This window comes from Xanthomonas fragariae (genome assembly GCF_900183975.1).
Taxonomy (GTDB): Bacteria; Pseudomonadota; Gammaproteobacteria; order Xanthomonadales; family Xanthomonadaceae; genus Xanthomonas; species Xanthomonas fragariae.
In genome coordinates, this window is the sequence record NZ_LT853882.1 from 705,028 (window position 1) to 725,739 (window position 20,712).

Below are 20,712 nucleotides of genomic sequence, written 5' to 3' on the forward strand. Positions count from 1 at the left end.
TGGGAACTCAGCCCATCAAGCGGCTGTTCGCGCGCTAACCCGGCGCCAGCAGAGTGAACGGAAACCACGGTAAATTTCTGGCAACCCAATACACCGGCAACGCCCACGACCAGAACTTCGGCTCGGACATCACCGTGACCACCGGCGCGAACCAGCGCCCGCGCCAGCCGGCTTTCCAGGCGATCAGGCCGGGCAGGGTGAACAGGCCCAGCACGGCAGCGGGATTCATTGCGAAGGCGCCGGGCAGATCGAAATGCACCAGCGCATACAACGCGCGGGTCATGCCGCAACCGGGGCAGTAGCAGCCGGTGACGGCACGGAATACGCACGGCGGGAACGGGCTGTTGCTTGCATTCGGATCGAAGCGATACAGCAATGTCACGCCAAAGGCGGCCACGCTGGTGGCCGCCCCCGGTCCAAGCCAATGGCGGGGACGCAGGTGCATTACTGCATGTGCTGCAGCTGCTGCATGTAATCCATGTAGCCCTGCATGCCGCCGGTGGCGACGATACCGATATTGATCAGTAGGCCGATCACGGCCAGCACGGTGGTCACGATGCACCATGTCTTGGCGGTGTTGGAGGCGCGACGCGCGCCGTCGATGTCGCCCTGGTTGAGCAGGCCATTGACCTTGCTGGAGAACACGATCGCCACGATGCCGGTGATCAGGGTCGGGCAGCACAGGCAAAAGCCGAGCACGGTAGAGACGATCGCCCAGATCAGGTGAACGGGCACTGGGCCGGGCGCGGCGCTGGACGAGGGATGGATCGGCGGTGGGATGGCACTCATGGTGAAGTTCCTTGGGTGGTGTACGACAGCGAACTGATGCGTGAGTGGGAGGGGTACCGAAGGGGTGGCGCAACAAATGAGCGACGGTCGCCGATCCTGGCGGACGCCTCAGGCGCGATGATGTTGAGCACACGACTTCCCCTGTTACGACCGGCTGCGTCCGCTTTGCGAGCGAGGCAGTAAACCGTGCAATGGCACACAGGCTACGCGCAGCGCGCGATGGAGGCAAAGCCTGCGCCCGTTCGGCTCAGGATTGATGACGACGCAGTGCACGCACCTGCTGTTCGAGCAGCGCGGCAGTGGCCTGATTGCCGGGAACCGCTGCACCTGCAACGACTTCGACCTGCGCGCGCATCCGACGCGGCACGCGCATGCGGCCCAGACGCGTATCGCGGTGGCTCCACATGCTCGACCACATGCCGCGCAATGCCATCGGGATCACCGACACCTGGCGGCGTTCTAGGATCTTTTCCACACCCGATTTGAATGGCGCGATCTCGCCATCCTTGGTAAGCGCGCCTTCGGGGAAAATGCACACCAGCTCGCCGTTGGCCAGTGCGGCATCGATGCGGTCGAATGCCTGTTGCATCAGCGCCGGGTCTTCGCGCGCACCAGCGATCGGAATGGCTTTAGCGGTGCGGAAGATCCAGCGCATCGCCGGGATGCGGAAGATCTTGTAGTACATGACAAAGCGCACCGGGCGCGGAATCACCGCCGACAGAATCAGCGCGTCCATATAGCTGACGTGGTTGCAGACCAGGAGTGCGGCGCCTTCGTCCGGCACATGGTGATCGATGTCGCGCGCGCTCAGCCGGTACAACGCGCTCACCAGCACCCAGCTGAGAAAGCGCATCAGGAACTCGGGCGCCAGGGTGAAGATCCACAGCGCCACCAATGTATTGGCCAGCGCCAAGGCCAAAAACACCTGCGGAATGCTCAGGCCCGGCAACGGAATGCGCACACCGAACAGCACCACCTGCGGCAATTGCAACGCGATGCTGATGATTGCTGCGGACACGATGAACAACGCGTTCTGGATGTTGAGCCCGGCGATCACCCGCGAGAGTCCTGCCTTGGGCGTGCGGCTCTGGATCAGCGCAAACAGCGGCACCACAAACAAGCCGGTGAACAGGCCAATGCCGATCAGATCCACGATCAAGCGTACGCTGCCCGGCTGATGCACGAACTGGCTGATCGACAGATTGCTGGTGGGCGCGGCACCAGACCGTGCGAAATAAAGATCCAGCAAGAACGCACTGATGCCGAACGCGCCCAGCGGCACCAGACCGATTTCCACGGTGCGACCAGACAGCCGTTCGCACAGCAGCGAGCCGACGCCGGTGCCGATGGAGAACAGCGCCAGCGCGAATACGTACAGATCCTGCCGGCCACCCAGGTTGAGCTGCGCATAGGTGGGCAACTGCGCGGTCAGCACGGTGCCGAGGAACCAGAACCACGACACCCCGAGCACTGCGTTGCGCACCGCTGGCGTGCGCCGGGTCAGGCGCATGATCGCGCGCGATTCGGGGAAGGGGTTCCAGTTGATCTTCAGGTCCGGCGCGCCGGCATCGACCCTGGGTACCAGCCGCGCCACCAGGTTGCCGGTGATGGCGATGGCGATCACCGCGGTGGCCGCGGCGACCGGGCCATGGCTGCCGGCGACCTGGAAGATCAGCCCGCCGAAAATCATGCCGCACAGGATCGAGATCGAGGTGCCCATCTCGACCAGGCCATTGCCGCCGGTGAGCTCTTCCGGTTTGAGCACCGAAGGCAGGATCGAATACTTCACCGGCCCGAACAGCGTGGACTGCAGGCCGGTGCAAAACAGCGCAATCAGCAGGATCACCATGTTCTCGGTGAGAAAGCCCACCGCGGCCAGCGCCATGATGGCGACCTCCATGGTGGTGGTGATCACGATGAGTTTCTGCTTTTCCAGTTTTTCGGCGATCTGTCCGGCCAGTGCGGAAAACAGGAAGTACGGCAGGATGAACAGTGCCGGCGCCAGGTTGGTGTACAGCGTGCGCTGCGCTGCATCGATGCCTAAGTAGAACAACAAGCCGATGATGGCCTGCCGATAGACGTTGTCGTTGAACGCGCCCAACGCCTGGACAGCGAAGAACGGCAAGAAGCGGCGCTGCCTGAGCAGGGCGAACTGACTGTGACCGGACATGCAGTTTCCTTTGCGAACGCGCGCAGCCTAGCAGGCTTCCACGGCGCGCTCGTGGATGACCGATTCGCCCAGCGCGCAACGCGTGCCGACGGCGCATGTTGCGCGGCCTGGGCCCGCAGCAGCGCCACGAAGGCGCACGCGACCGGAATGTAGTCACCGCGTAAGTCAACGTTGCAGCGGCGTGCGGCGGCAGTAAATCCGCCTTCTTCGACCACGGCGACAGCACATTCCAATTAGCGCAAACACGCGATCCCGAAACGCGATGTATGCAGTGAAGACACTAGATTGGGCAGTGAAGACACTAGATTGGAAAGATGCTTCCGAGCTGCCCACACTGCGCCCATCCCTTCACCAAGCACACGCCATGACCATCGAGTCGACTTCCCACCCACCCCTGCCGCGCCGCCTGGTGCTGCTGATGGCCGCAGCCACCGGGTTGGCGGTGGCGAGCAACTATTACGCGCAGCCCTTGCTGAAAACGCTGGCGCAGACGTTCGGGATCCAGGTGCGCAGTGCGGGGGCCGTGGTGACTGCTGCGCAGCTGGCCTATGCGGCCAGACTGCTGTTGCTGGTGCCGCTGGGTGACCAGCTGGAGCGTCGCGGCCTGCTCGTCGGCCTGTTTGTGCTCGGTGCGCTGGGCCTGCTGGTGAGCGCCAGTTCGCACAGCTTCGGCATGTTGCTGGTCGGCACGATTGTGACCGGGACCAGTTCGGTGGGGGCGCAGATTCTGGTGCCGTTCGCGGCGACCTTGGCCGCGCCCAACGAACGTGGACGGGTGATCGGCACGGTGATGAGCGGGTTGCTGCTGGGCATTTTGCTGGCGCGTACCGCCGCCGGGCTGCTGGCAGGTGTGGGCGGTTGGTATACCGTGTACTGGATCGCGGCGGGGTTGTCGTTGGTTAGTCGTCCCTGAAAAATCCCCTTCAAGCGCCAAGTGCCGTCGGTGACAGCGGCGCGGTACTCAAGGATGACCATCCCATCGCCCGCATCCAGGTACGCAAAAACGCGATCCAGCGCAGCAGCCAGCGCAGGTTGTAGCCGGCCGCGCAGCCGAGCACGTGCAGCGCATCGCCTTGGGCACCTTTCAGCCTGCAGCGACGCAACCGGCAGTCGTCTTTCAGATGTCCGATCACCGGCTCCACCGCCTGCCGTCGCTTGATCCAGCGCCATTGCCGTCGCGTCAGCGTCTTGGCCTTGCCGCGATGCAGGACCTGCACGCCATCGACTTCGCGCCCGCGATCGCCCAGGTCCACGATCGCCACCGTCGGTTCTACGCTCACATCCTGCAGCAACCCGCGTGTCTGCTCCAGCTGCTCGGCCAAGGTATCGCCGTCGTACGGGTTGCCCGGGAAGCTGCGCGCACCCACGACCAAAATCCCTTGCAGGCGGTGACTGCAATGCCGACCTTGACGCCGAATTCGTACGCTTGACGCGCCTTGCCCTTGCCGATGCATTCCACTTCCGGGGCATGCAATGCGTACAGTTTTTGTTTGTCCTTCGGACGCTGCGTGTACAGCCGTTGCGCACGTTCCAGCCAGACAGCGATGCGCTCGCGCACGCCGGTGTTTACCTGATCGAGTTTGCGTTGGATGTCGCGCACGAGCCGTCCCAGCACTGTGCGTTGACGTCGCAGCACGCGCCGCATCCGCTTGAACTGGCGCGCATGCGCATACCGACCTGCCTTGCGGCTCAGGGCCGGGCCTTGCCGCGCGTAGCTCTGCCGCAATCCGATGCCGTGCCGCTTGGCCAGTAACACCAGCTTCTTGCGGGCCACTTCAAGCAAACGGCTGTCGGTCGGATAGGCGATCGCCTTTTCCTGCACCGTGGTGTCCACGATCACCTGCGACAACTCGCGTGCGTCCACCGCCTGCATCGCATGCGCGGCGTTGATGGTGTGCGCCAGCAGCTCTTCCATCCCGGCCTCACCCAGGCGCTGCCGTCAGCGCGTCAGCGAGCTGGCATCGCACGGCAAACGCGTCTGGAACACGACCTCGCCGGTGAAGAACTGCCAGTACGGATTCTCCAGCCAGCGCTCGCACACCGCTTCATCGGACAGGTCGTAGGCGTGTTTGAGGTAGAGCAAACCGGCAATCAGCCGCACCGGCAATGCCGGCCGACCGCCACCGGCCTGGGTGGCCGGCAAGCGCGATGAAAGTGCTTGCTCCAACGCCGCCCACGGCATCTGTTGGCTCAGCCGCGCCAGCGGATGACGCAGATCGATCTGGTTCTCCAGCCGCGAACGAAACAACTCGTCGGCGGGTCTGTCTCGGCAGCAGGACGGCGTGTACGCATGACTGAAAATTGCAAGAAACCAGCCTTCAGCGTAGCGAACACCGGTAGTTTTGGCACGCCGGTGCAGACATCAAGGCCTTGCGGTCGTTGGGTGGTTGGGGTTTTTCAGGGGCGACTGGTTACTGCCGGGCTGTTGTGGCGCGGGCTGCCACGGCATCCGGGCAATGCGCAGCTGTCGTACCCGCAGTTGGTGGGATCGGTGTTGACACTGCTGCGCGACGATGCGGTGCTGCGTTCGCGTTCGCGTTCGCGTTCGCGTTCGGTGCTGGGCGGGCTGATTTTTGCCGGCTTCAGCATGTTCTGGACCACGCTGACATTTCTGTTGTCGGGGCCGAGTTATGGCTATGGCACGGCGGTGATCGGGCTGTTCGGCTTGATCGGTGCAGCCGGCGCGTTGGCGGCCAATCGCTCCGGCCATTGGTCCGACCACGGCCATGGCGATCGCGTCAGTTGGGGTGGGCTGCTGATGTTGCTGCTGTCGTGGGTATTGCTGGCATTTGCGCCGCACTCGATCGTATTGCTGATCATCGGTGTGCTGCTGCTGGACATCGCGGTGCAAGGCGTGCATGTCGCCAATCAAAGCGTGATCTATCAGCGCAATCCGCACGCACGCAATCGCCTCAAGTCGGCTTACATCACCTGCTACTTCATCGGTGGTGCGGTGGGTTCGACCTTGAGCACCGCGGCGTATGCGCAGGCCGGCTGGAACGGTGTGGTGATCGGTGGCGCGGTGCTGGCTGTGGCGGCGTTGGGGTGGGTAGCGCTGAGTGTGGCGTGGAACCACTGGAAATAGGCGCGGCCGGCGAAACGACTGCGGGCCACCAGGCAGACGCAGTTGATACTCAGCGTCGCATGTCCACGTGGATGCCTCACCTGCTGCGCGGCGTGCGCGCCTACCGATCATGATTCGCTAGGCGTTGGTTGTCGCCAAAGGTGGCGCGCTGTCTGCCGCCGGTGCAGTGGTGACTGCCAACGCAGCGGCACGCAGCTTGGGCAACAGACGCAGCGTCAACGCCAACTGGTCGCGCACCAGGCGCTGCTTGGGCGGCAATTGCACGGCGTGGTGTTCCAGCGCTTCGGCGATGGCCACTTCTTCGGTTTCGTCGTGCACTGGCAATGGTTGGCGTTCGCGCAATGCGGTGGCGACTTCGCTCAGTGCGCGCTGCAGATACTCGCCGGCCTGCGCGATGGTGGGGTCGTGGTCGCCCTCGAGTGCGGCGCGATGCGCCCCCAGTGCGGACAGATACCCGAGCAAGGTGTTGGACAACGCCAGGAAGCGGAAACCCGCATCCAGGTTGCGCCGATAGCGGCCTGGCTCGCGCAGCATGTTGGACAACGCTACCGACAACGCGGCATCGGCGTTATGCATGTCGCGCCGCGCGATGCGGTAGGGCAGGTCGTCGCGCATGCCGCTGGCGTATTGCTCCAGCACCTGGGCCAGGTAGCGCGCGCAGCTGGCCAGCACCGTGGCCATCACCTGGTTGAGGCGGCGGCCCTGCCAGTCCGGCAGGATCAGGAACGAGGCGGCCGCGGCGATCGCGCAACCGATCAGCGTGTCGATCAGGCGCGGCCAGATCAGCACGAAGCCGTCGCCGAGCAGGTTGAAGCAGAACAGCGCCATTACGGTGATGCCGGCGGTGGCCAGCATATAGCGATCGGTACGGGTGATGAAGAACACCAGCGCGGCGGCCAGCGCCAGCAGCAGCTGCACTTCCATGCCGGGGAACAGCTGCATCAGCGCCCAGGTGGCGACCAGGCCGATCAGGGTGCCGGCGATGCGCTGGACCAGTCGCAAGCGGGTGGCACCGTAATTGGGCCGGCACACGAAGGCGGTAGTGAGCAGGATCCAGTAGCCGTTGTCGGCGTGGATGAAGTGCATGATGGCGTAACCAACCAGCAACGCGACGGCCATGCGCAGGCCGTGCCGGAACAGCACCGAGCCAGGTGTGAGTTGTTGCACCAGGCGTGCTGTCATCTCGCGCAAGGTGTGCGGCGAAGAGTCACGCAAGCGCGTGTCGATCTGGTCGCTGGTGGAATCGGATTGCGCCGCTTCCGACAGCTTGCGTTCGATGCTCTGCAGGTTGTTCACCAACAATTCCAGCGCACCGAGCAGGCGTGCGAATGCGGGATCGGCACGTGCGTGCAGATAATCCAGCGATTGGCGCAGATCTTCGGTCGCCAGGCGGCTGTGTTCGCCGTAGTCGAACGGATGGCGCAAGCGGATCGCCTCGCCCAATGCGGCGCAGGCTTTGCCTTGCAGCGCGAGCAGACGCTGGCAGCGATACAGCACATCGCTGTGGAAGAACGCGTCGGTCAGCGCTTCATACGGATAGTGCGAGGAGCTGGCACGCTCGTGAAATTCCTGCGCCGTGTAATACAGCCGGAAATACAGCCCCGATTGCACGCCCGGCCGGCCGGAGCGGCCGAAGCGGCTCATGATCGCGGTCTTGGCGGCATTGAGCGCGCCGACGACTTTGGCGTTTTGCTCGGCCAGCGCCAGCCGGCGCGCATGCAGGTCGCTCTGCCTCACCGGTTCAAACAGATCGGCCTTGAGCTTGAGATAGCGGCCCAGCTCGAAGAACAGCCGCGACAGCCGCTCGCGCACCGGGCGATTGGCGAACAGGATGGTCCACAGGATCGACAGCACGCCGTACCAGCTGGCGCCGATCAGCAGCAGCGTCGCGTCATGCCAGGCGATGTGCGGATCGTGGCTGCCATGTTGGTCCATGCCGATCATGGCGTAGATCGACAAGGCCACCGTGGCCTGTGCGATTGAGGCATAGCGCTCGCCCAATGCACCGAGCAGGGTCAGTGAGAAGGTCGCCAACGCCATCCCGATCACGAACGGCAGCGGATACGGAAACAGCAGCACCACCGCAGCCGCAGCGGCGGCAAAACACAGCAAGGACAGCAGCACCGATTTGATGCGGCCCAGCCAGTTGTCGTCGGTTTCAGCAATGGCACTGGCGATAGCGCCAAGGAACAGCGCCGGTACTGCGGTGAGTTGCTGCCAGTGCCAGCACACGCCCATCGCCACCGCCAGCGCGGTGAAAACACGCAGGCCATAGCTGGCCTTTTCATGGGCCCACAAGCGGCTAAGGCGGGTTTCGAAGGAAGAAGTGGCCACAGTCTCTGCAAGGCAAGCGTGTCAGGGCATTATCGCCGCGGGCACGCGTCATGGGTGTAGAGAGCGGCTAGCTCTTTGTCAGTAGCTGGGTGGTGTCGGTCGCCGCGGGTGGCTGGCGCTGGCGTGGTCGAGATGCGTCGTGGTGCCGCGCGAATGCGCTGCGACAGCCACGCTGCGACATCGCTCGCTCGGCGCAGCTGTCGCAGGCATGAGGCGGTTATGCCTGCGCGTCGCGCTCGCGGGCGATCGCACGCCAGCCAATGTCGCTGCGCTGGAAGGCGCTGGCCCAATGGATCGGCTGCAGGCCTGCGTACGCGTTGCGCTGCGCATCCAGCACGCTATCGCCCAGTGCGGCAACGCACAGCACGCGGCCACCGGCGCTGATCACTTCACCTTCGGCATTCAATACGGTGCCGGCGTGGAAGACCTTGGCATTGCCCGGCACTGCCTCCAGGCCCCTGATGACCTCGCCGGTGATCGGTGCTTCCGGGTATGGCTTAGCCGCGATGACCACGCCCAGCGACGGGCGTGGGTCCCACTGCGCGTGTACGCTGTCCAGCTTGCCGTCGATGGCGGCGTCGAGCAACGCGACCAGATCCGACTGCAGGCGCAGCATCACCGGTTGGGTTTCCGGGTCGCCGAAGCGCACGTTGAATTCGATCACCTTGGGCGCGCCGTGCGCATCGATCATCAGCCCGGCGTACAGGAACCCGGTGAACGGCACGCCGTCGGCGATCATGCCCTGCACGGTCGGCTCGACCACCTCGCGCATCACCCGCGCGTGCACCTCGGGCGTGACCACCGGCGCTGGCGAATACGCGCCCATGCCGCCGGTATTCGGGCCAGTGTCGCCATCGCCGACGCGCTTGTGGTCCTGGCTGCTGGCCATCGGCAAGGCGTGTTTGCCGTCGACCATCGAAATGAAGCTGGCTTCTTCGCCATCGAGAAATTCTTCGATCACCACGCGTGCGCCGGCATCGCCGAACGCATTGCCGGAGAGCATGTCGCGCACTGCATCTTCAGCCTCGCTCAGCGTCATCGCCACGATCACGCCCTTGCCGGCGGCCAGGCCATCGGCCTTGACCACGATCGGCGCGCCTTTCTCGCGCACGTAGGCCAGCGCGGTGTCCACGTCGGTATGCACCGCGTAGTACGCAGTGGGGATGCCGTGACGGGCGAGAAAATCCTTGGCGAACGCCTTGCTGCCTTCCAGCTGCGCGGCCTTGGCGGTGGGCCCGAAGATGCGCAGGCCAGCCGCATGGAAGCGGTCGACCACGCCCAGCACCAGCGGCACTTCCGGGCCGACCACGGTGAGCGCGACGTCTTCGCGCTGCGCCAGTGTGAGCAAGCCATCCAGATCGTCGACCTTGATCGCGACATTGCGGCACTTGGTTTCGGTCGCGGTGCCGGCATTGCCGGGTGCCACCAGCACCTCGCTCACCTGCGCGGACTGCGCGATCTTCCAGGCCAGGGCATGTTCACGGCCGCCGGAGCCGATGACGAGGATTTTCATTTAAGTGCCGAGATTGGGGAGTCATGATTGGGGATTGGTTGAAGCAAGGCGGAGACCGGAAACAGGAGAGACCAGAGCGACGTTGCCACTCCCGAATCCCCACTCCCGAATCCCGGCACGTCAGTGCCGGAAATGCCGCACTCCGGTGAACACCATCGCGATGCCGTGTTCGTCGGCGGCGGCGATCACTTCGCCGTCGCGCATCGAGCCGCCGGGCTGGATCACCGCCTTGATGCCGGCAGCGGCGGCGGCATCGATGCCGTCGCGGAACGGGAAGAACGCATCGGAGGCCATCACCGAGCCGGCCACCGTGAGCTTGGCTTCTTCGGCCTTGAGCGCGGCGATCTTGGCGCTCACCACGCGGCTCATCTGCCCGGCGCCCACACCGATGGTGCGGCTGTCCTTGGCGTAGACAATGGCATTGGATTTGACGTACTTGGCCACGCGCCAGGCGAACAGCAGATCGCCCAGTTCCGCATCGCTGGGCGCGCGCTGGGTGACCACGCTCAGTTCGCCCAGCGACATGCCGCGGTTGTCCGACGACTGCATCAGCAGGCCCGAGCCGATCCGCTTGGTGTCGTAATTGTTGAGGCCGTTGCCGTGCGGGATCTTGAGCACGCGGACGTTGGCTTTCTTGGTCGCGTACTCGAGCGCGCCGGGCGCGTAGTCCGGCGCGATCAGCACCTCGATGAACTGGCGATCCAGGATGGCTTTCGCCGTCGCTGCATCCAGGGTCTTGTTGAAAGCCAGGATGCCGCCGAAGGCGCTGGTCGGGTCGGTCGCATAGGCCAGCTCGTAGGCATCGCCGCAGGCCGCGCCCACCGCCACACCGCAGGGGTTGGCGTGCTTGACGATCACGCAGGCAGGTGCATCGAACTGGCGCACGCATTCCCATGCCGCGTCGGCGTCGGCCAGGTTGTTGTAGCTCAGTTCCTTGCCCTGCAGCTGCTGCAAGGTGGCCAAGGTGCCCGGCACCGGATACAGGTCGCGGTAGAACGCGCCGGACTGGTGCGGGTTTTCGCCGTAGCGTAGGTCCATCACCTTGATGAAATTGGAATTGATCTGCGCCGGGAACGGGCTGCGCGTGGGCACGCTTTCGGCGCTATCGGCCACTGCCGAGAGATAGTTGCTGATCGCCGCGTCGTACTGCGCCACGCGGTTGAACGCAGCCACCGACAACGCGAAGCGCCTGGCGACCGAGAGCTGGCCGTCGTTGGCATCGAGTTCGGCCAGCAGCTCGGCGTATTGCGCCGGGTCGGTGGCCACCGCCACGCGGGCGAAGTTCTTCGCCGCCGAGCGCAGCATTGCCGGGCCGCCGATATCGATGTTTTCCACCGCATCGGCCAGCGTGCAATCGGCCTTGGCGGTCACCGACTCGAACGGATACAGGTTCAGCACCAGCAGATCGATCGGCACGATGCCGTGTTCGGCCATCACCGCTTCATCGATGCCGGCGCGGCCGAGCAGGCCGCCGTGCACCAGCGGGTGCAGGGTCTTGACGCGGCCGTCCATCATCTCCGGGAAACCGGTCAGCTCGGCGACGTCGGTGACCGGCAAACCCGCCTCGCGGATCGCCTTGGCGGTGCCGCCGGTGGACAGCAGCGCGACGTTGCGCGCCACCAGCGCGCGGGCCAGATCGATCAGGCCGGTCTTGTCGGAAACGGAGAGCAGGGCCCGGCGCACGGGCAGGAAATCAGAGGCCATCGGTGGGGGATGTCATTGCGGGGCAGCCGATATTGTAGGCCGCGACAGCGCGCGATGGGCTCAACACCTTCGCGATGGCCTTGATCTGTGTGCTGGCGGGAAGCTTCCAGGCGCTGCTACGGACGCAGGATTGGTGGGCGCTAGAGCGCAACGGCATCGGGCGACAGCAGGTGACGACCATGTGCCGACCACGTGCCGCTCGGTCGAGTTGTTCGGTCGCCAGACATGATCACGCAGGCGTCGGCGAAGCGATCGCTCCACCCAAGGCTGTCTGGCACTCGGCGAGATACCGGCAATCGAACGGCCGCCTGCGGTGGTGTCGTGTGCTGGCGTGCAGCTGATGTCAGTCATGGCAGCGCGCTGACGGCTAGCCGTAAATGCGGCAGCCGCCGCACTTGATCGACCCGGCAGAGAAGAAGAGCGCTGATGCAGTCAGATAAAGTCCGCGTCACAAACGTCAAATGACGGAGCGCACATCTGAAAAGCGACATTCGACCATCTGGTTTAATTGATTTAGTGAGCCAATTCACCGATAAATCAGGCGTTAATCACGAAAATATTTTTCTGTAAAAAATCGGCGGGCTGCCGATCTGTTCGAAAGCGAGCGATTCGCCGAATGACATAATCAACACCAGTTCGCATATTTAGAAAAAAATTTGGAAATCTCGGCACAACGCGCGTTTCGCGCTTCGGTATCGGAAACATTTTTTCTGCTGCGGCGACATCTGCCACGTGTTGCTGAATCACGATCTGGACTCGCTGATCTGTTGAGCTCCCTAACGTTCAAAGGCAATGACGCTCTCAGCGAGGCGTCCACCGATGTTTGCCGCAAGGGCTGCCGCGCAGGAGCCAGCCTTGCTTTCACTCCTAGCTGCGTCTTGCCGTCACGGCTGTCCATGACCCTGCGATTCAAGCAAGACACCCCAGCGCACTTTGCGCCCTAGGGCGTTCCCGAAGGACCACCATTGCCGTTCCGACGCAGTCCTTGCCAGCGGGAGGATGCGTTTCGCCCGCATGGGCGACGCTCCCATCTTTCTATCGGCGATGGCATGAACCTGACTTGCGCGGCTGTTTTAGAAAATTCAGATGAGATTATCTTATGAATCGTGAAAAAGTTTTGGCATTACGCACATGCACGAACAACATGTCCGATCATTGCGGATTGATCTGGCCGAAAAGCGGTCCGGTCGAATGCAGGCATTGGCAGCCTAGCGTCAAGCAGGAAAATGGTTTGACCGGCTTGTTGTGGGGGCAGGGAACCAATGCGCATCTGAACATGCATGCCGATGCGCACTGGGTTGTGTGCATGGTGGAGACCGCCGATATCATCTGGTTGGGCGAAGAGGGAATGATCAAGTTTCCCAAGGCCGACGTGGTCTACGCCGGTAACCGTGCGGGCGCGATGAGCTGCATCGCCGCCGGCATCGAGCAACACGCGCCACCCAAACCCGACTTGCCTGTCGACACCGTCATGGCTGCGGAATTCACGCCCAAGGCACCGCACGCGCAGTTCACCGCGCCGGCTGTTGAAAGCGGTCCGCATTCCACCGCGCCACTTCCATCACCGCCTAACGGCACCGACCCGCAAGCCGCGCAGCCGTCAAATGCGATCCTGCGCACCCGCGAAATCGCCACCTATGGCAGCACGCTCACCGGCGCCGATCAGAGTCAGCTGATCGCAGGCTATGGAAGCACCGAGACCGCGGGTAACGGCAGTGAGTTGATCGCCGGCTATGGCAGCACCGGCGTGGCCGGATCCGACAGCACCATCGTGGCCGGCTATGGCAGTTCCCAGACCGCAGGCGGGGGCAGCACGCTCACTGCCGGCTATGGCAGCACGCAAACGGCGCGCCAGGGCAGCGAGCTGACGGCAGGTTACGGCAGTACCGAAACCGCCGGTGCAGACAGCTCGCTGATCGCCGGCTATGGCAGCACGCAAACCTCCGGCGGCGACAGCTCGTTGACTGCCGGCTACGGCAGCACCCAAACCGCGCAGAACGGCAGCGACCTCACCGCAGGCTACGGCAGCACCAGCACGGCGGGCACCGATAGCTCGCTGATCGCCGGCTACGGCAGCACCCAGACCTCGGGCGGAGAAAGCTCGCTCACTGCCGGCTATGGCAGCACGCAAACAGCGCAGGACGGCAGTGACCTCACCGCCGGCTATGGCAGCACGGGCACCGCCGGTGCCGATAGCTCATTGATCGCCGGTTATGGCAGTACGCAGACATCGGGCAACGACAGCTCGCTGACGGCAGGCTACGGCAGCACCCAGACTGCCCGTACCGGCAGCGACCTCACTGCGGGTTACGACAGCACCTCCACCGCCGGTGCCGACAGCACGCTGATCGCCGGCTATGGCAGCACCCAGACCTCCGGCGGGGACAGTTCGCTCACCGCCGGCTACGGCAGCACGCAAACCGCCCGCAAAGGCAGCGATCTGACCGCCGGCTATGGCAGCACCGCAACCGCCGGTGCAGATAGCACCTTGATTGCCGGTTATGGCAGCACCCAGACCTCCGGTGGCGAAAGTTCGCTCACCGCCGGCTACGGCAGCACGCAGACCGCCCGCAAAGGCAGCGATCTGACCGCCGGCTACGGCAGTACCTCGACGGCCGGTGGTGACAGCACCTTGATTGCCGGTTACGGCAGCACGCAAACCTCTGGTGGCGACAGTTCGCTGACCGCCGGCTACGGCAGCACGCAGACCGCGCGCAGCGGCAGCGACCTGACAACCGGCTACGGCAGCACCTCGACGGCCGGTGCCGACAGCACCTTGATCGCTGGTTACGGCAGCACGCAAACCTCTGGTGGCGACAGTTCGCTGACCGCCGGCTACGGCAGCACGCAGACCGCACGCAGCGGCAGCGACCTGACAACCGGCTACGGCAGCACCTCGACGGCCGGTGCCGACAGCACCTTGATCGCTGGTTACGGCAGCACGCAAACTTCTGGTGGCGACAGTTCGCTGACCGCCGGCTACGGCAGCACGCAGACCGCACGCAGCGGCAGCGACCTGACAACCGGCTATGGCAGCACCTCCACGGCCGGCGCCGACAGCACCTTGGTTGCAGGCTACGGCAGCACGCAAACCGCTGGTGGCGAAAGTTCGCTTACCGCCGGATATGGCAGCACGCAAACCGCACGCAAGGGCAGCGACCTCACCACCGGCTACGGCAGTACCTCCACGGCCGGCGCCGACAGCACCTTGATCGCCGGTTATGGCAGCACGCAGACCTCCGGCGGCGAAAGCTCGCTGACTGCCGGTTATGGAAGCACCCAGACGGCGCGCAGCGGTAGTGACCTGACCACCGGCTACGGCAGTACCTCCACGGCCGGCGCCGACAGTACCTTGATTGCCGGTTACGGCAGCACCCAGACATCGGGCGGCGACAGTTCGCTGACCGCCGGCTACGGCAGCACGCAAACCGCGCGCAAAGGCAGCGACCTCACCACCGGCTACGGCAGCACCTCCACGGCCGGTGCCGACAGCACCTTGATTGCAGGGTACGGAAGTACCCAGACCTCCGGCGGGGAAAGTTCGCTCACTGCAGGCTATGGCAGCACGCAAACCGCACGCAAGGGCAGCGACCTCACCACCGGCTATGGCAGCACGTCGACCGCCGGTGCCGACAGCACGCTGATCGCCGGTTATGGCAGCACCCAGACCTCCGGGGGCGACAGCTCGCTCACTGCCGGCTACGGCAGCACGCAAACCGCACGTAAGGGCAGTGACCTCACCACCGGCTATGGCAGCACGTCGACCGCCGGTGCCGACAGCACGCTGATCGCCGGCTATGGCAGCACCCAGACCTCCGGGGGCGACAGCTCGCTCACTGCCGGCTATGGCAGTACGCAAACTGCACGTAAGGGCAGTGACCTCACCGCCGGTTACGGGAGCACTTCAACTGCGGGGTCGGACAGTTCGCTGATCGCCGGCTATGGCAGCACCCAGACGGCCGGCTTCAAAAGCATCCTGACCACGGGTTACGGCAGCACCCAGACCGCGCAAGAGGGCAGCATGCTCACTGCCGGCTATGGCAGTTCGTCCACCGCCGGCTCCGACAGCTCGCTGATTGCCGGCTACGGCAGCACCCAGACCGCGGGCTTCAAAAGCATTCTCACCGCAGGCTACGGCAGCACCCAGACCGCGCAGGAGCGCAGCACGCTCACCACCGGTTACGGCAGCACATCGACGGCAGGGCATGACAGTACGCTGATTGCCGGCTATGGCAGTACCCAGACCGCCGGTTACAAGAGCATTCTCACCACCGGCTATGGCAGCACCCAGACCGCGCAGGAAAGCAGTTCGCTGATCGCCGGCTACGGCAGTTCCTCCATGGCCGGCCCGGACAGCTCGCTGATCGCGGGTTATGGCAGTACCCAGACTGCCGGTTACGACAGCTTTCTGACGGCCGGTTACGGCAGTACCCAGACTGCGCAGAGCAGCAGCTGGCTGATCACCGGCTACGGCAGTACGTCCACCGCCAGCTTCCAGAGTTCGTTGATTGCCGGCTATGGCAGCACGCAGACGGCCGGCTACGAAAGTACCTTGACCGCCGGCTACGGCAGCACCCAGACGGCGCAGGAAATCAGTTGGCTCACCACCGGCTACGGCAGCACGCAAACGGCCGGCCATGGCAGCATCCTGACCGCCGGTTACGGCAGCAATTCCACCGCAGGTTACGAAAGCACCCTGATCGCGGGGTATGGCAGCACCCAGACCGCCGGTTACGAAAGCACCCTGACCGCCGGTTATGGCAGCACCTTGACCGCGCTGGAAAACAGCTCGCTGACCGCCGGCTACGGCAGTACCGAAATCGCCGGTTTCTCCAGCACGCTGATCGCCGGCTACGGCAGCAGCCAGACGGCCGGTGGCGACAGCACGCTGACCGCCGGCTACGGCAGCACCCTGATGGCTCTGGACAACAGCACGCTGACGGCCGGCTACGGCAGCACCGAGACCGCAGGACAGGACAGCTCGCTGATTGCCGGTTATGGCAGCACCTTGACCAGTGGCGTGCGCAGCTATCTGACCGCTGGCTATGGCAGCAATCAGATCGCAAGCTACGGAAGCTCGTTGATCGCAGGACACGAAAGTACCCAGATTGCCGGCCATCGCAGCATGTTGATCGCCGGCAAGCTGAGTTCGCAGACGGCCGGTTCGCGCAGCACGCTGATCGCCGGCAGGGGCAGCATCCAGACCGCAGGCGACCGCAGCAAGCTGATCGCCGGCGCCGACAGCACCCAGATCGCCGGCGATCGCAGCAAGTTGCTGGCCGGCAGCAACAGCTTCCTCACCGCCGGGGACCGCAGCAAACTCACCGCAGGCGACGATTGCACGCTGATGGCAGGCGACCGCAGCAAGTTGACCGCCGGGAAGAACAGCATCCTGACCGCGGGCGCCAACAGCCGATTGATCGGTAGCCTGGGCTCCACCCTCACCGGTGGCGAAGACTCGGTGCTGATCTTTCGATGCTGGGACGGCAAGCGCTATACCAACATCATTGCCAAGACCGGCGAGGAGGGCGTCGAGGCCGACACCGCTTATCAGGTGGACGACGACAAGAACGTGGTCGAAAAATTCGACGATCCCTTCGACACGATCGCTCTGCCGCATGACGTCGGGCATCCTTTCACGGCCGATCATTCGCCCATCGAACAAGCACCCAACTGAGCACCCGATTGAGTACCAACCGCAGCGGCGTCCGCGCCGCAGTGCATGGACAGCCCAACTGCCAGAGGCTGGCGGTTGGCCTGCAGCCGCCATGCGCACCAAACAGTGCGCTCGGCGGCACCAAGGGCTGGCTCCGGCCGATGTCATGCGTCTTGAAGAAAGCGACAGCCGTGCACGGCATCAGCGCGACGATGACTAGGTGCGATCCGCGCAGTCAATGCACCAGCTGGGTGTCGTGACGACGCCACGCGTTCCTCACCCAACACGGCACGGCGCCACCCATGCAGGCGAGGACACGCCATTGTTTTTCAAGGACGGCCCATACCTGCGCTTGATCGGCGCGCAAACACCGCAAGCGCAGCGGTGACCGGCGGCCTGCCGCCCACCAAGCGTGCAACGTCGGTACGCGATCGCTCAACCATGCAGCAACGCTTTTACGATTCCCGATTCCCTGCTTACGTCAGCCCATATTCCTTGAGCTTCTTCCGCAACGTCGCCCGGTGAATCCCCAGCATCGCGGCCGCGCGGCTCTGGTTGCCTTCGCAGTGGTTGAGCACTTCGACGAACAACGGGATCTCCATCTCGCGCAGCACGATTTCGTACACGTCGTCGGCGTCGCTGCCGTCCAGGTCGCGCAGATAACGGCGAACGGACTGGGCCACGTGTTCGCGCAGGGGTGACTTCGGTGCGCCGCGACTGGTGTCAGGACGAGAGGGGGCTGCGTTCAAAGGAGATTCCCAGTGTCACGAAGCCGGGCGGCGTGGCCGGCGAGGGGGAGTGAGTCTAGCGCGTGACCTCATCGCTCGCCACGCCCATGTGGCCATCGCCTACCGGTCGCATCCGCTTACCGGAAGTCGAAACTAAAGGCGACCGTGCTCGCGGCCGGTTCGCGCACACGAAACTCCACCTGCACTGCCTGGCCCGGTCCTAGCGTGTCCTGCCCGGCCGGCAGCTGGCCCAGATACTCCTGCGGCGCCAGCACCCGCGTGCCGATCACCCGCCCGTCGGCGTCGGACAACGACAGCTGCAGCCACGGCCAGGCTTGCGCCCAGCGCGCGTCGTTGCGGAAGCTGGCCTCAATCTGCAGCACACCGGGCATGCCCGGCAGCGGGCGCACATCACGGTTGAGCAGGGTCAGCGCCGCCGGCTCGCGCCACTCCGGCAGCGTGCAGCGCGCCACCGCGCAGGCTGCACCGACCAACGGCCGCCAGCGCGCGTTGCCGGCCAGATGCGCGCGGTCGGCGATGACGATCTGTAGCCCGAGCACACCCACCAGCCCGAGCAACAGTGCCCAATGCCGCCCGCTGGCGCGCAATCGCGGCCGGGTCAGCCCACGGCCTGCGAAGGTAGGCACGGCGAGAGCGGGTGCGGGCAGTTGCTGGGGGTGCGCAGCGATGGGCGCGTTGATTGCGGGGGTGGCGTCAGCGTCGTCGCTTGATAAACCGCGTGGCGAGGGAGTCTCGGACTCTGCTGCATTGGAGCGTCCTGATGTGGGATCTGCGCCGAGATTGAGTTCGGTTTCGGGGCAGATGGTTGTCTCTGTCGACACGTCTGACATGTCCGGCGCGTCTAGGTGCAGTAGATCCACCGTGGCTGCATCCGCCGCGGCCGAGCCGTGATCGCCATGCCGCGTCATCTCGGTTGCCGGTGCATCAGGATGCGGTGGCGTTGGCAACGCTGGGGCTTGGGTCGGGACCATCGGTACTGCCGCGTAGCGACCGTCGTGATGTGTCGTGGGCGCATCAACACGCAGCGGCCTATCGACAGGCGTCGCTGGCGCCGGAACCATCGGCGCCAGCGGTGCGGCGACCAGCTCCGGCACTGGCGCTGGCGGCAACTCGGGCGACGGTACCGGCAGCGCCAGCTCCGGCGGTTCGGCGGGCGGTAGCACTGGCGTCGGAATCAGCGGTAGGGCGGCCGGCGTCGCACGCAGGAACGTGGCCAAGGGGCGGTGCGGTGGCGGAGTCTGAGACATCGACAGGCGTGCAGCGGGAAGGCCCCTATTCAACCACGCGCACGCCGATGGGCGAACCCGTCGGCGTCAGCGGCTGCGCTTAGCGTGAAGCGCGCATTGGCGCGGCGGCGCATTGATCGCGACACATGTCAATCGACAAAAAATCGCATTGAAGGGTCTCCAGCCGATAACAGATCGCGCATGCCGCCCAAGCCCAAGCATCGTGCGTCCCGCTCCAACGCCTCACGGTAAGCCGCCACCAGGCTCTGTTTGCCGTCGGAAAGAATAGATCGAACACCCAGCACGCGATTCACAACTAGCCAATCGGCATCTGGAGCCCCGGCGTAAAACGTTCAATCGCTTCTGACTAAGTGGTTGCTGGGCAAGCGACACTTCGTCAAAGCCGCCCTACGAGTCCCCAATCTCAACGCCCCAATCCCAGCTTCAACGCCTTCGCCGCGTCTTCCCCTCGGCCAACAACAAATCCAGCAAGCCGCTGCGCTGCCGTGGCGCCAAGGTATCGAAGCGGGCCAGCAGAACGCGTTGCTGGTCGTCCAGGCGGTGGTACTGGGCGGGTTCTTCGGCAATGGCCGAGACCGGTTGGCCAAACACCCGGTCGCCGCGGCCAGTGGCCAGGTATTCGAACGCCATGCCGCTGCGCTTGGCCAAGCCGATCAGGTTTTCCACTGATGGTGCGGTGCCTTCGGCCATCTCCCATTGCGCCACCGCGCTGCGCGTGACTCCCAACTCGCCCGCCAGGGCTTCCTGGGTCAGCTTGGTAAGGCTGCGGGCTTCGCGTACTCGCTGGTACAGCTTGCTCACACGGCACCGTTGGAAGGCGGACAGGGCCGGGAGATATAGCCCTAGAAGCGTCTGAAGATAGTTCGTATGCCTTTCATATGGCCTTATGTTTGCGATACTGTCGTCCAATCAATGACGACAAGATCACACCGAACTCAAGGAGGACGTTCATGGTCGAGCCTGCCGCCCCCAAATCCGATGCCCGACGTCGCGAAACGCCGCTGCCAGCAGCGCCCCCGGCCGCGCCGTGGCCTGCCCATTCCCCGTTGGATCCTGCAGTGAACCGCTTCCGCGGCGCGGCGTGCTATCAAGTCTGGCAGCGGGGTGCGCACTGGACGGCTGTCGCCGACGGTGGGCATTGGTCAGCGGCGTTGGCGCCACGCGGGTGGGCGCTGCGCTACCGGCAATGGCCGCTGCTGGCATTGGGCGTGTTGTTGGCGGTCCTGGCCTGTGGCGTGGCGCTCGCCAGCGTGCAGGCGTGGTCGTCCACCGCCTGGCAGGTGTTGCTATTGTCCGAAGGGGTATTGCGGGTGCGTGCGGCCCGCCATGCTGGACGTTGGCGCAATGCGGGGCTACTGCGCGACGGCTGGCAGGCGGTGAGCCGCCTGCGTGCGATCAGCGTGGCCGATGCCGTGACCACCGCGCAGATCCGCGCCGGTCGGCTGCAGCGGTAGCCTGCGCTGGG

Annotated in this window: 12 protein-coding genes and 3 pseudogenes; 4 read left to right on the forward strand and 11 right to left on the reverse strand. The window is 64.7% G+C overall.

Annotated elements, in window-relative coordinates:
- Nucleotides 1–34: 34 nt before the first annotated feature.
- The 3 genes from PD885_RS03195 to PD885_RS03205 all read right to left on the reverse strand — a co-directional run bounded on the left by PD885_RS03195 (nucleotide 35) and on the right by PD885_RS03205 (nucleotide 2,959).
- Entirely contained in the window at nucleotides 35–445 is a 411-nt protein-coding gene (locus tag PD885_RS03195; protein WP_002804998.1) for a DUF2752 domain-containing protein, read from the reverse strand.
- Nucleotides 445–789 carry a CD225/dispanin family protein gene (locus PD885_RS03200; RefSeq protein WP_002804995.1) on the reverse strand — a complete coding sequence of 115 codons (345 nt, stop codon included), beginning with the start codon at nucleotides 787–789 and terminating at the stop codon, nucleotides 445–447. The genes PD885_RS03195 and PD885_RS03200 overlap by 1 nt, the downstream gene beginning before the upstream one ends.
- Before the next feature lie 247 nt (nucleotides 790–1,036).
- Nucleotides 1,037–2,959 (reverse strand): MFS transporter, encoded by a 1,923-nt coding sequence (locus tag PD885_RS03205; protein ID WP_088056648.1) that lies wholly within the window; start codon nucleotides 2,957–2,959, stop codon nucleotides 1,037–1,039.
- A gap of 364 nt (nucleotides 2,960–3,323) precedes the next feature.
- Between PD885_RS03205 and PD885_RS03210 the strand changes: the two are divergent.
- Nucleotides 3,324–3,863: pseudogene (locus tag PD885_RS03210) on the forward strand (MFS transporter); the annotation flags it as partial.
- A 19-nt stretch (nucleotides 3,864–3,882) separates the two neighbouring features.
- On the opposite strand, the pseudogene PD885_RS03215 reads toward PD885_RS03210, so the two are convergent.
- Nucleotides 3,883–5,251: pseudogene (locus PD885_RS03215) on the reverse strand (IS5 family transposase).
- Nucleotides 5,252–5,366: 115 nt separating this feature from the next.
- Here PD885_RS03215 and PD885_RS03220 point away from each other — a divergent pair.
- A pseudogene (locus PD885_RS03220) lies at nucleotides 5,367–6,044 on the forward strand (MFS transporter); the annotation flags it as partial.
- A gap of 117 nt (nucleotides 6,045–6,161) precedes the next feature.
- Here the strand turns inward: PD885_RS03220 and yccS are convergent.
- From yccS to PD885_RS20405, 4 genes are all read right to left on the reverse strand, one after another.
- Nucleotides 6,162–8,378, reverse strand: a complete 2,217-nt coding sequence (gene yccS / locus PD885_RS03225; RefSeq protein WP_040762463.1) for a YccS family putative transporter — start codon at nucleotides 8,376–8,378, stop codon at nucleotides 6,162–6,164.
- Nucleotides 8,379–8,595: 217 nt separating this feature from the next.
- On the reverse strand, nucleotides 8,596–9,891 hold the full coding sequence (gene purD / locus PD885_RS03230) for a phosphoribosylamine--glycine ligase (protein ID WP_002804987.1): 1,296 nt from the start codon (nucleotides 9,889–9,891) through the stop codon (nucleotides 8,596–8,598).
- 120 nt (nucleotides 9,892–10,011) lie between these two features.
- Entirely contained in the window at nucleotides 10,012–11,595 is a 1,584-nt protein-coding gene (gene purH, locus PD885_RS03235; RefSeq protein ID WP_088056649.1) for a bifunctional phosphoribosylaminoimidazolecarboxamide formyltransferase/IMP cyclohydrolase, read from the reverse strand.
- A 537-nt stretch (nucleotides 11,596–12,132) separates the two neighbouring features.
- On the reverse strand, nucleotides 12,133–12,342 hold the full coding sequence (locus tag PD885_RS20405; protein ID WP_145954090.1) for a hypothetical protein: 210 nt from the start codon (nucleotides 12,340–12,342) through the stop codon (nucleotides 12,133–12,135).
- Nucleotides 12,343–12,694: 352 nt separating this feature from the next.
- On the opposite strand from PD885_RS20405, the gene PD885_RS03240 reads away from it, so the two are divergent.
- The gene (locus PD885_RS03240) at nucleotides 12,695–17,272 is read left to right on the forward strand and encodes a beta strand repeat-containing protein (protein ID WP_088056650.1); all 4,578 of its coding nucleotides are present in this window, start codon (nucleotides 12,695–12,697) and stop codon (nucleotides 17,270–17,272) included.
- A gap of 455 nt (nucleotides 17,273–17,727) precedes the next feature.
- Here the strand turns inward: PD885_RS03240 and fis are convergent, their stop codons facing one another.
- The 3 genes from fis to PD885_RS03255 form a co-directional block, all read right to left on the reverse strand.
- Nucleotides 17,728–18,000, reverse strand: coding sequence for a DNA-binding transcriptional regulator Fis (gene fis, locus PD885_RS03245; protein ID WP_002804983.1), 273 nt, complete (start codon nucleotides 17,998–18,000; stop codon nucleotides 17,728–17,730).
- A gap of 116 nt (nucleotides 18,001–18,116) precedes the next feature.
- The gene (locus PD885_RS03250; RefSeq protein ID WP_082244220.1) at nucleotides 18,117–19,247 is read right to left on the reverse strand and encodes a DUF3426 domain-containing protein; all 1,131 of its coding nucleotides are present in this window, start codon (nucleotides 19,245–19,247) and stop codon (nucleotides 18,117–18,119) included.
- 423 nt (nucleotides 19,248–19,670) lie between these two features.
- The gene (locus PD885_RS03255; protein ID WP_002804978.1) at nucleotides 19,671–20,048 is read right to left on the reverse strand and encodes a helix-turn-helix transcriptional regulator; all 378 of its coding nucleotides are present in this window, start codon (nucleotides 20,046–20,048) and stop codon (nucleotides 19,671–19,673) included.
- A gap of 149 nt (nucleotides 20,049–20,197) precedes the next feature.
- Here PD885_RS03255 and PD885_RS03260 point away from each other — a divergent pair, with 149 nt between their 5' ends.
- Entirely contained in the window at nucleotides 20,198–20,701 is a 504-nt protein-coding gene (locus tag PD885_RS03260; RefSeq protein ID WP_088056651.1) for a hypothetical protein, read from the forward strand.
- Nucleotides 20,702–20,712 lie beyond the last annotated feature (11 nt).

Bases quoted from the DNA above. Each gene is read 5' to 3' on its own strand.
- PD885_RS03195 (WP_002804998.1), bottom strand. From the start codon at position 445: ATGCACCTGCGTCCCCGCCATTGGCTTGGACCGGGGGCGGCCACCAGC.
- PD885_RS03200 (WP_002804995.1), bottom strand. From the start codon at position 789: ATGAGTGCCATCCCACCGCCGATCCATCCCTCGTCCAGCGCCGCGCCC.
- PD885_RS03205 (WP_088056648.1), bottom strand. From the start codon at position 2,959: ATGTCCGGTCACAGTCAGTTCGCCCTGCTCAGGCAGCGCCGCTTCTTG.
- purD (WP_002804987.1), bottom strand. From the start codon at position 9,891: ATGAAAATCCTCGTCATCGGCTCCGGCGGCCGTGAACATGCCCTGGCC.
- purH (WP_088056649.1), bottom strand. From the start codon at position 11,595: ATGGCCTCTGATTTCCTGCCCGTGCGCCGGGCCCTGCTCTCCGTTTCC.
- PD885_RS03240 (WP_088056650.1), top strand. From the start codon at position 12,695: ATGAATCGTGAAAAAGTTTTGGCATTACGCACATGCACGAACAACATG.
- PD885_RS03250 (WP_082244220.1), bottom strand. From the start codon at position 19,247: ATGTCTCAGACTCCGCCACCGCACCGCCCCTTGGCCACGTTCCTGCGT.
- PD885_RS03260 (WP_088056651.1), top strand. From the start codon at position 20,198: ATGGTCGAGCCTGCCGCCCCCAAATCCGATGCCCGACGTCGCGAAACG.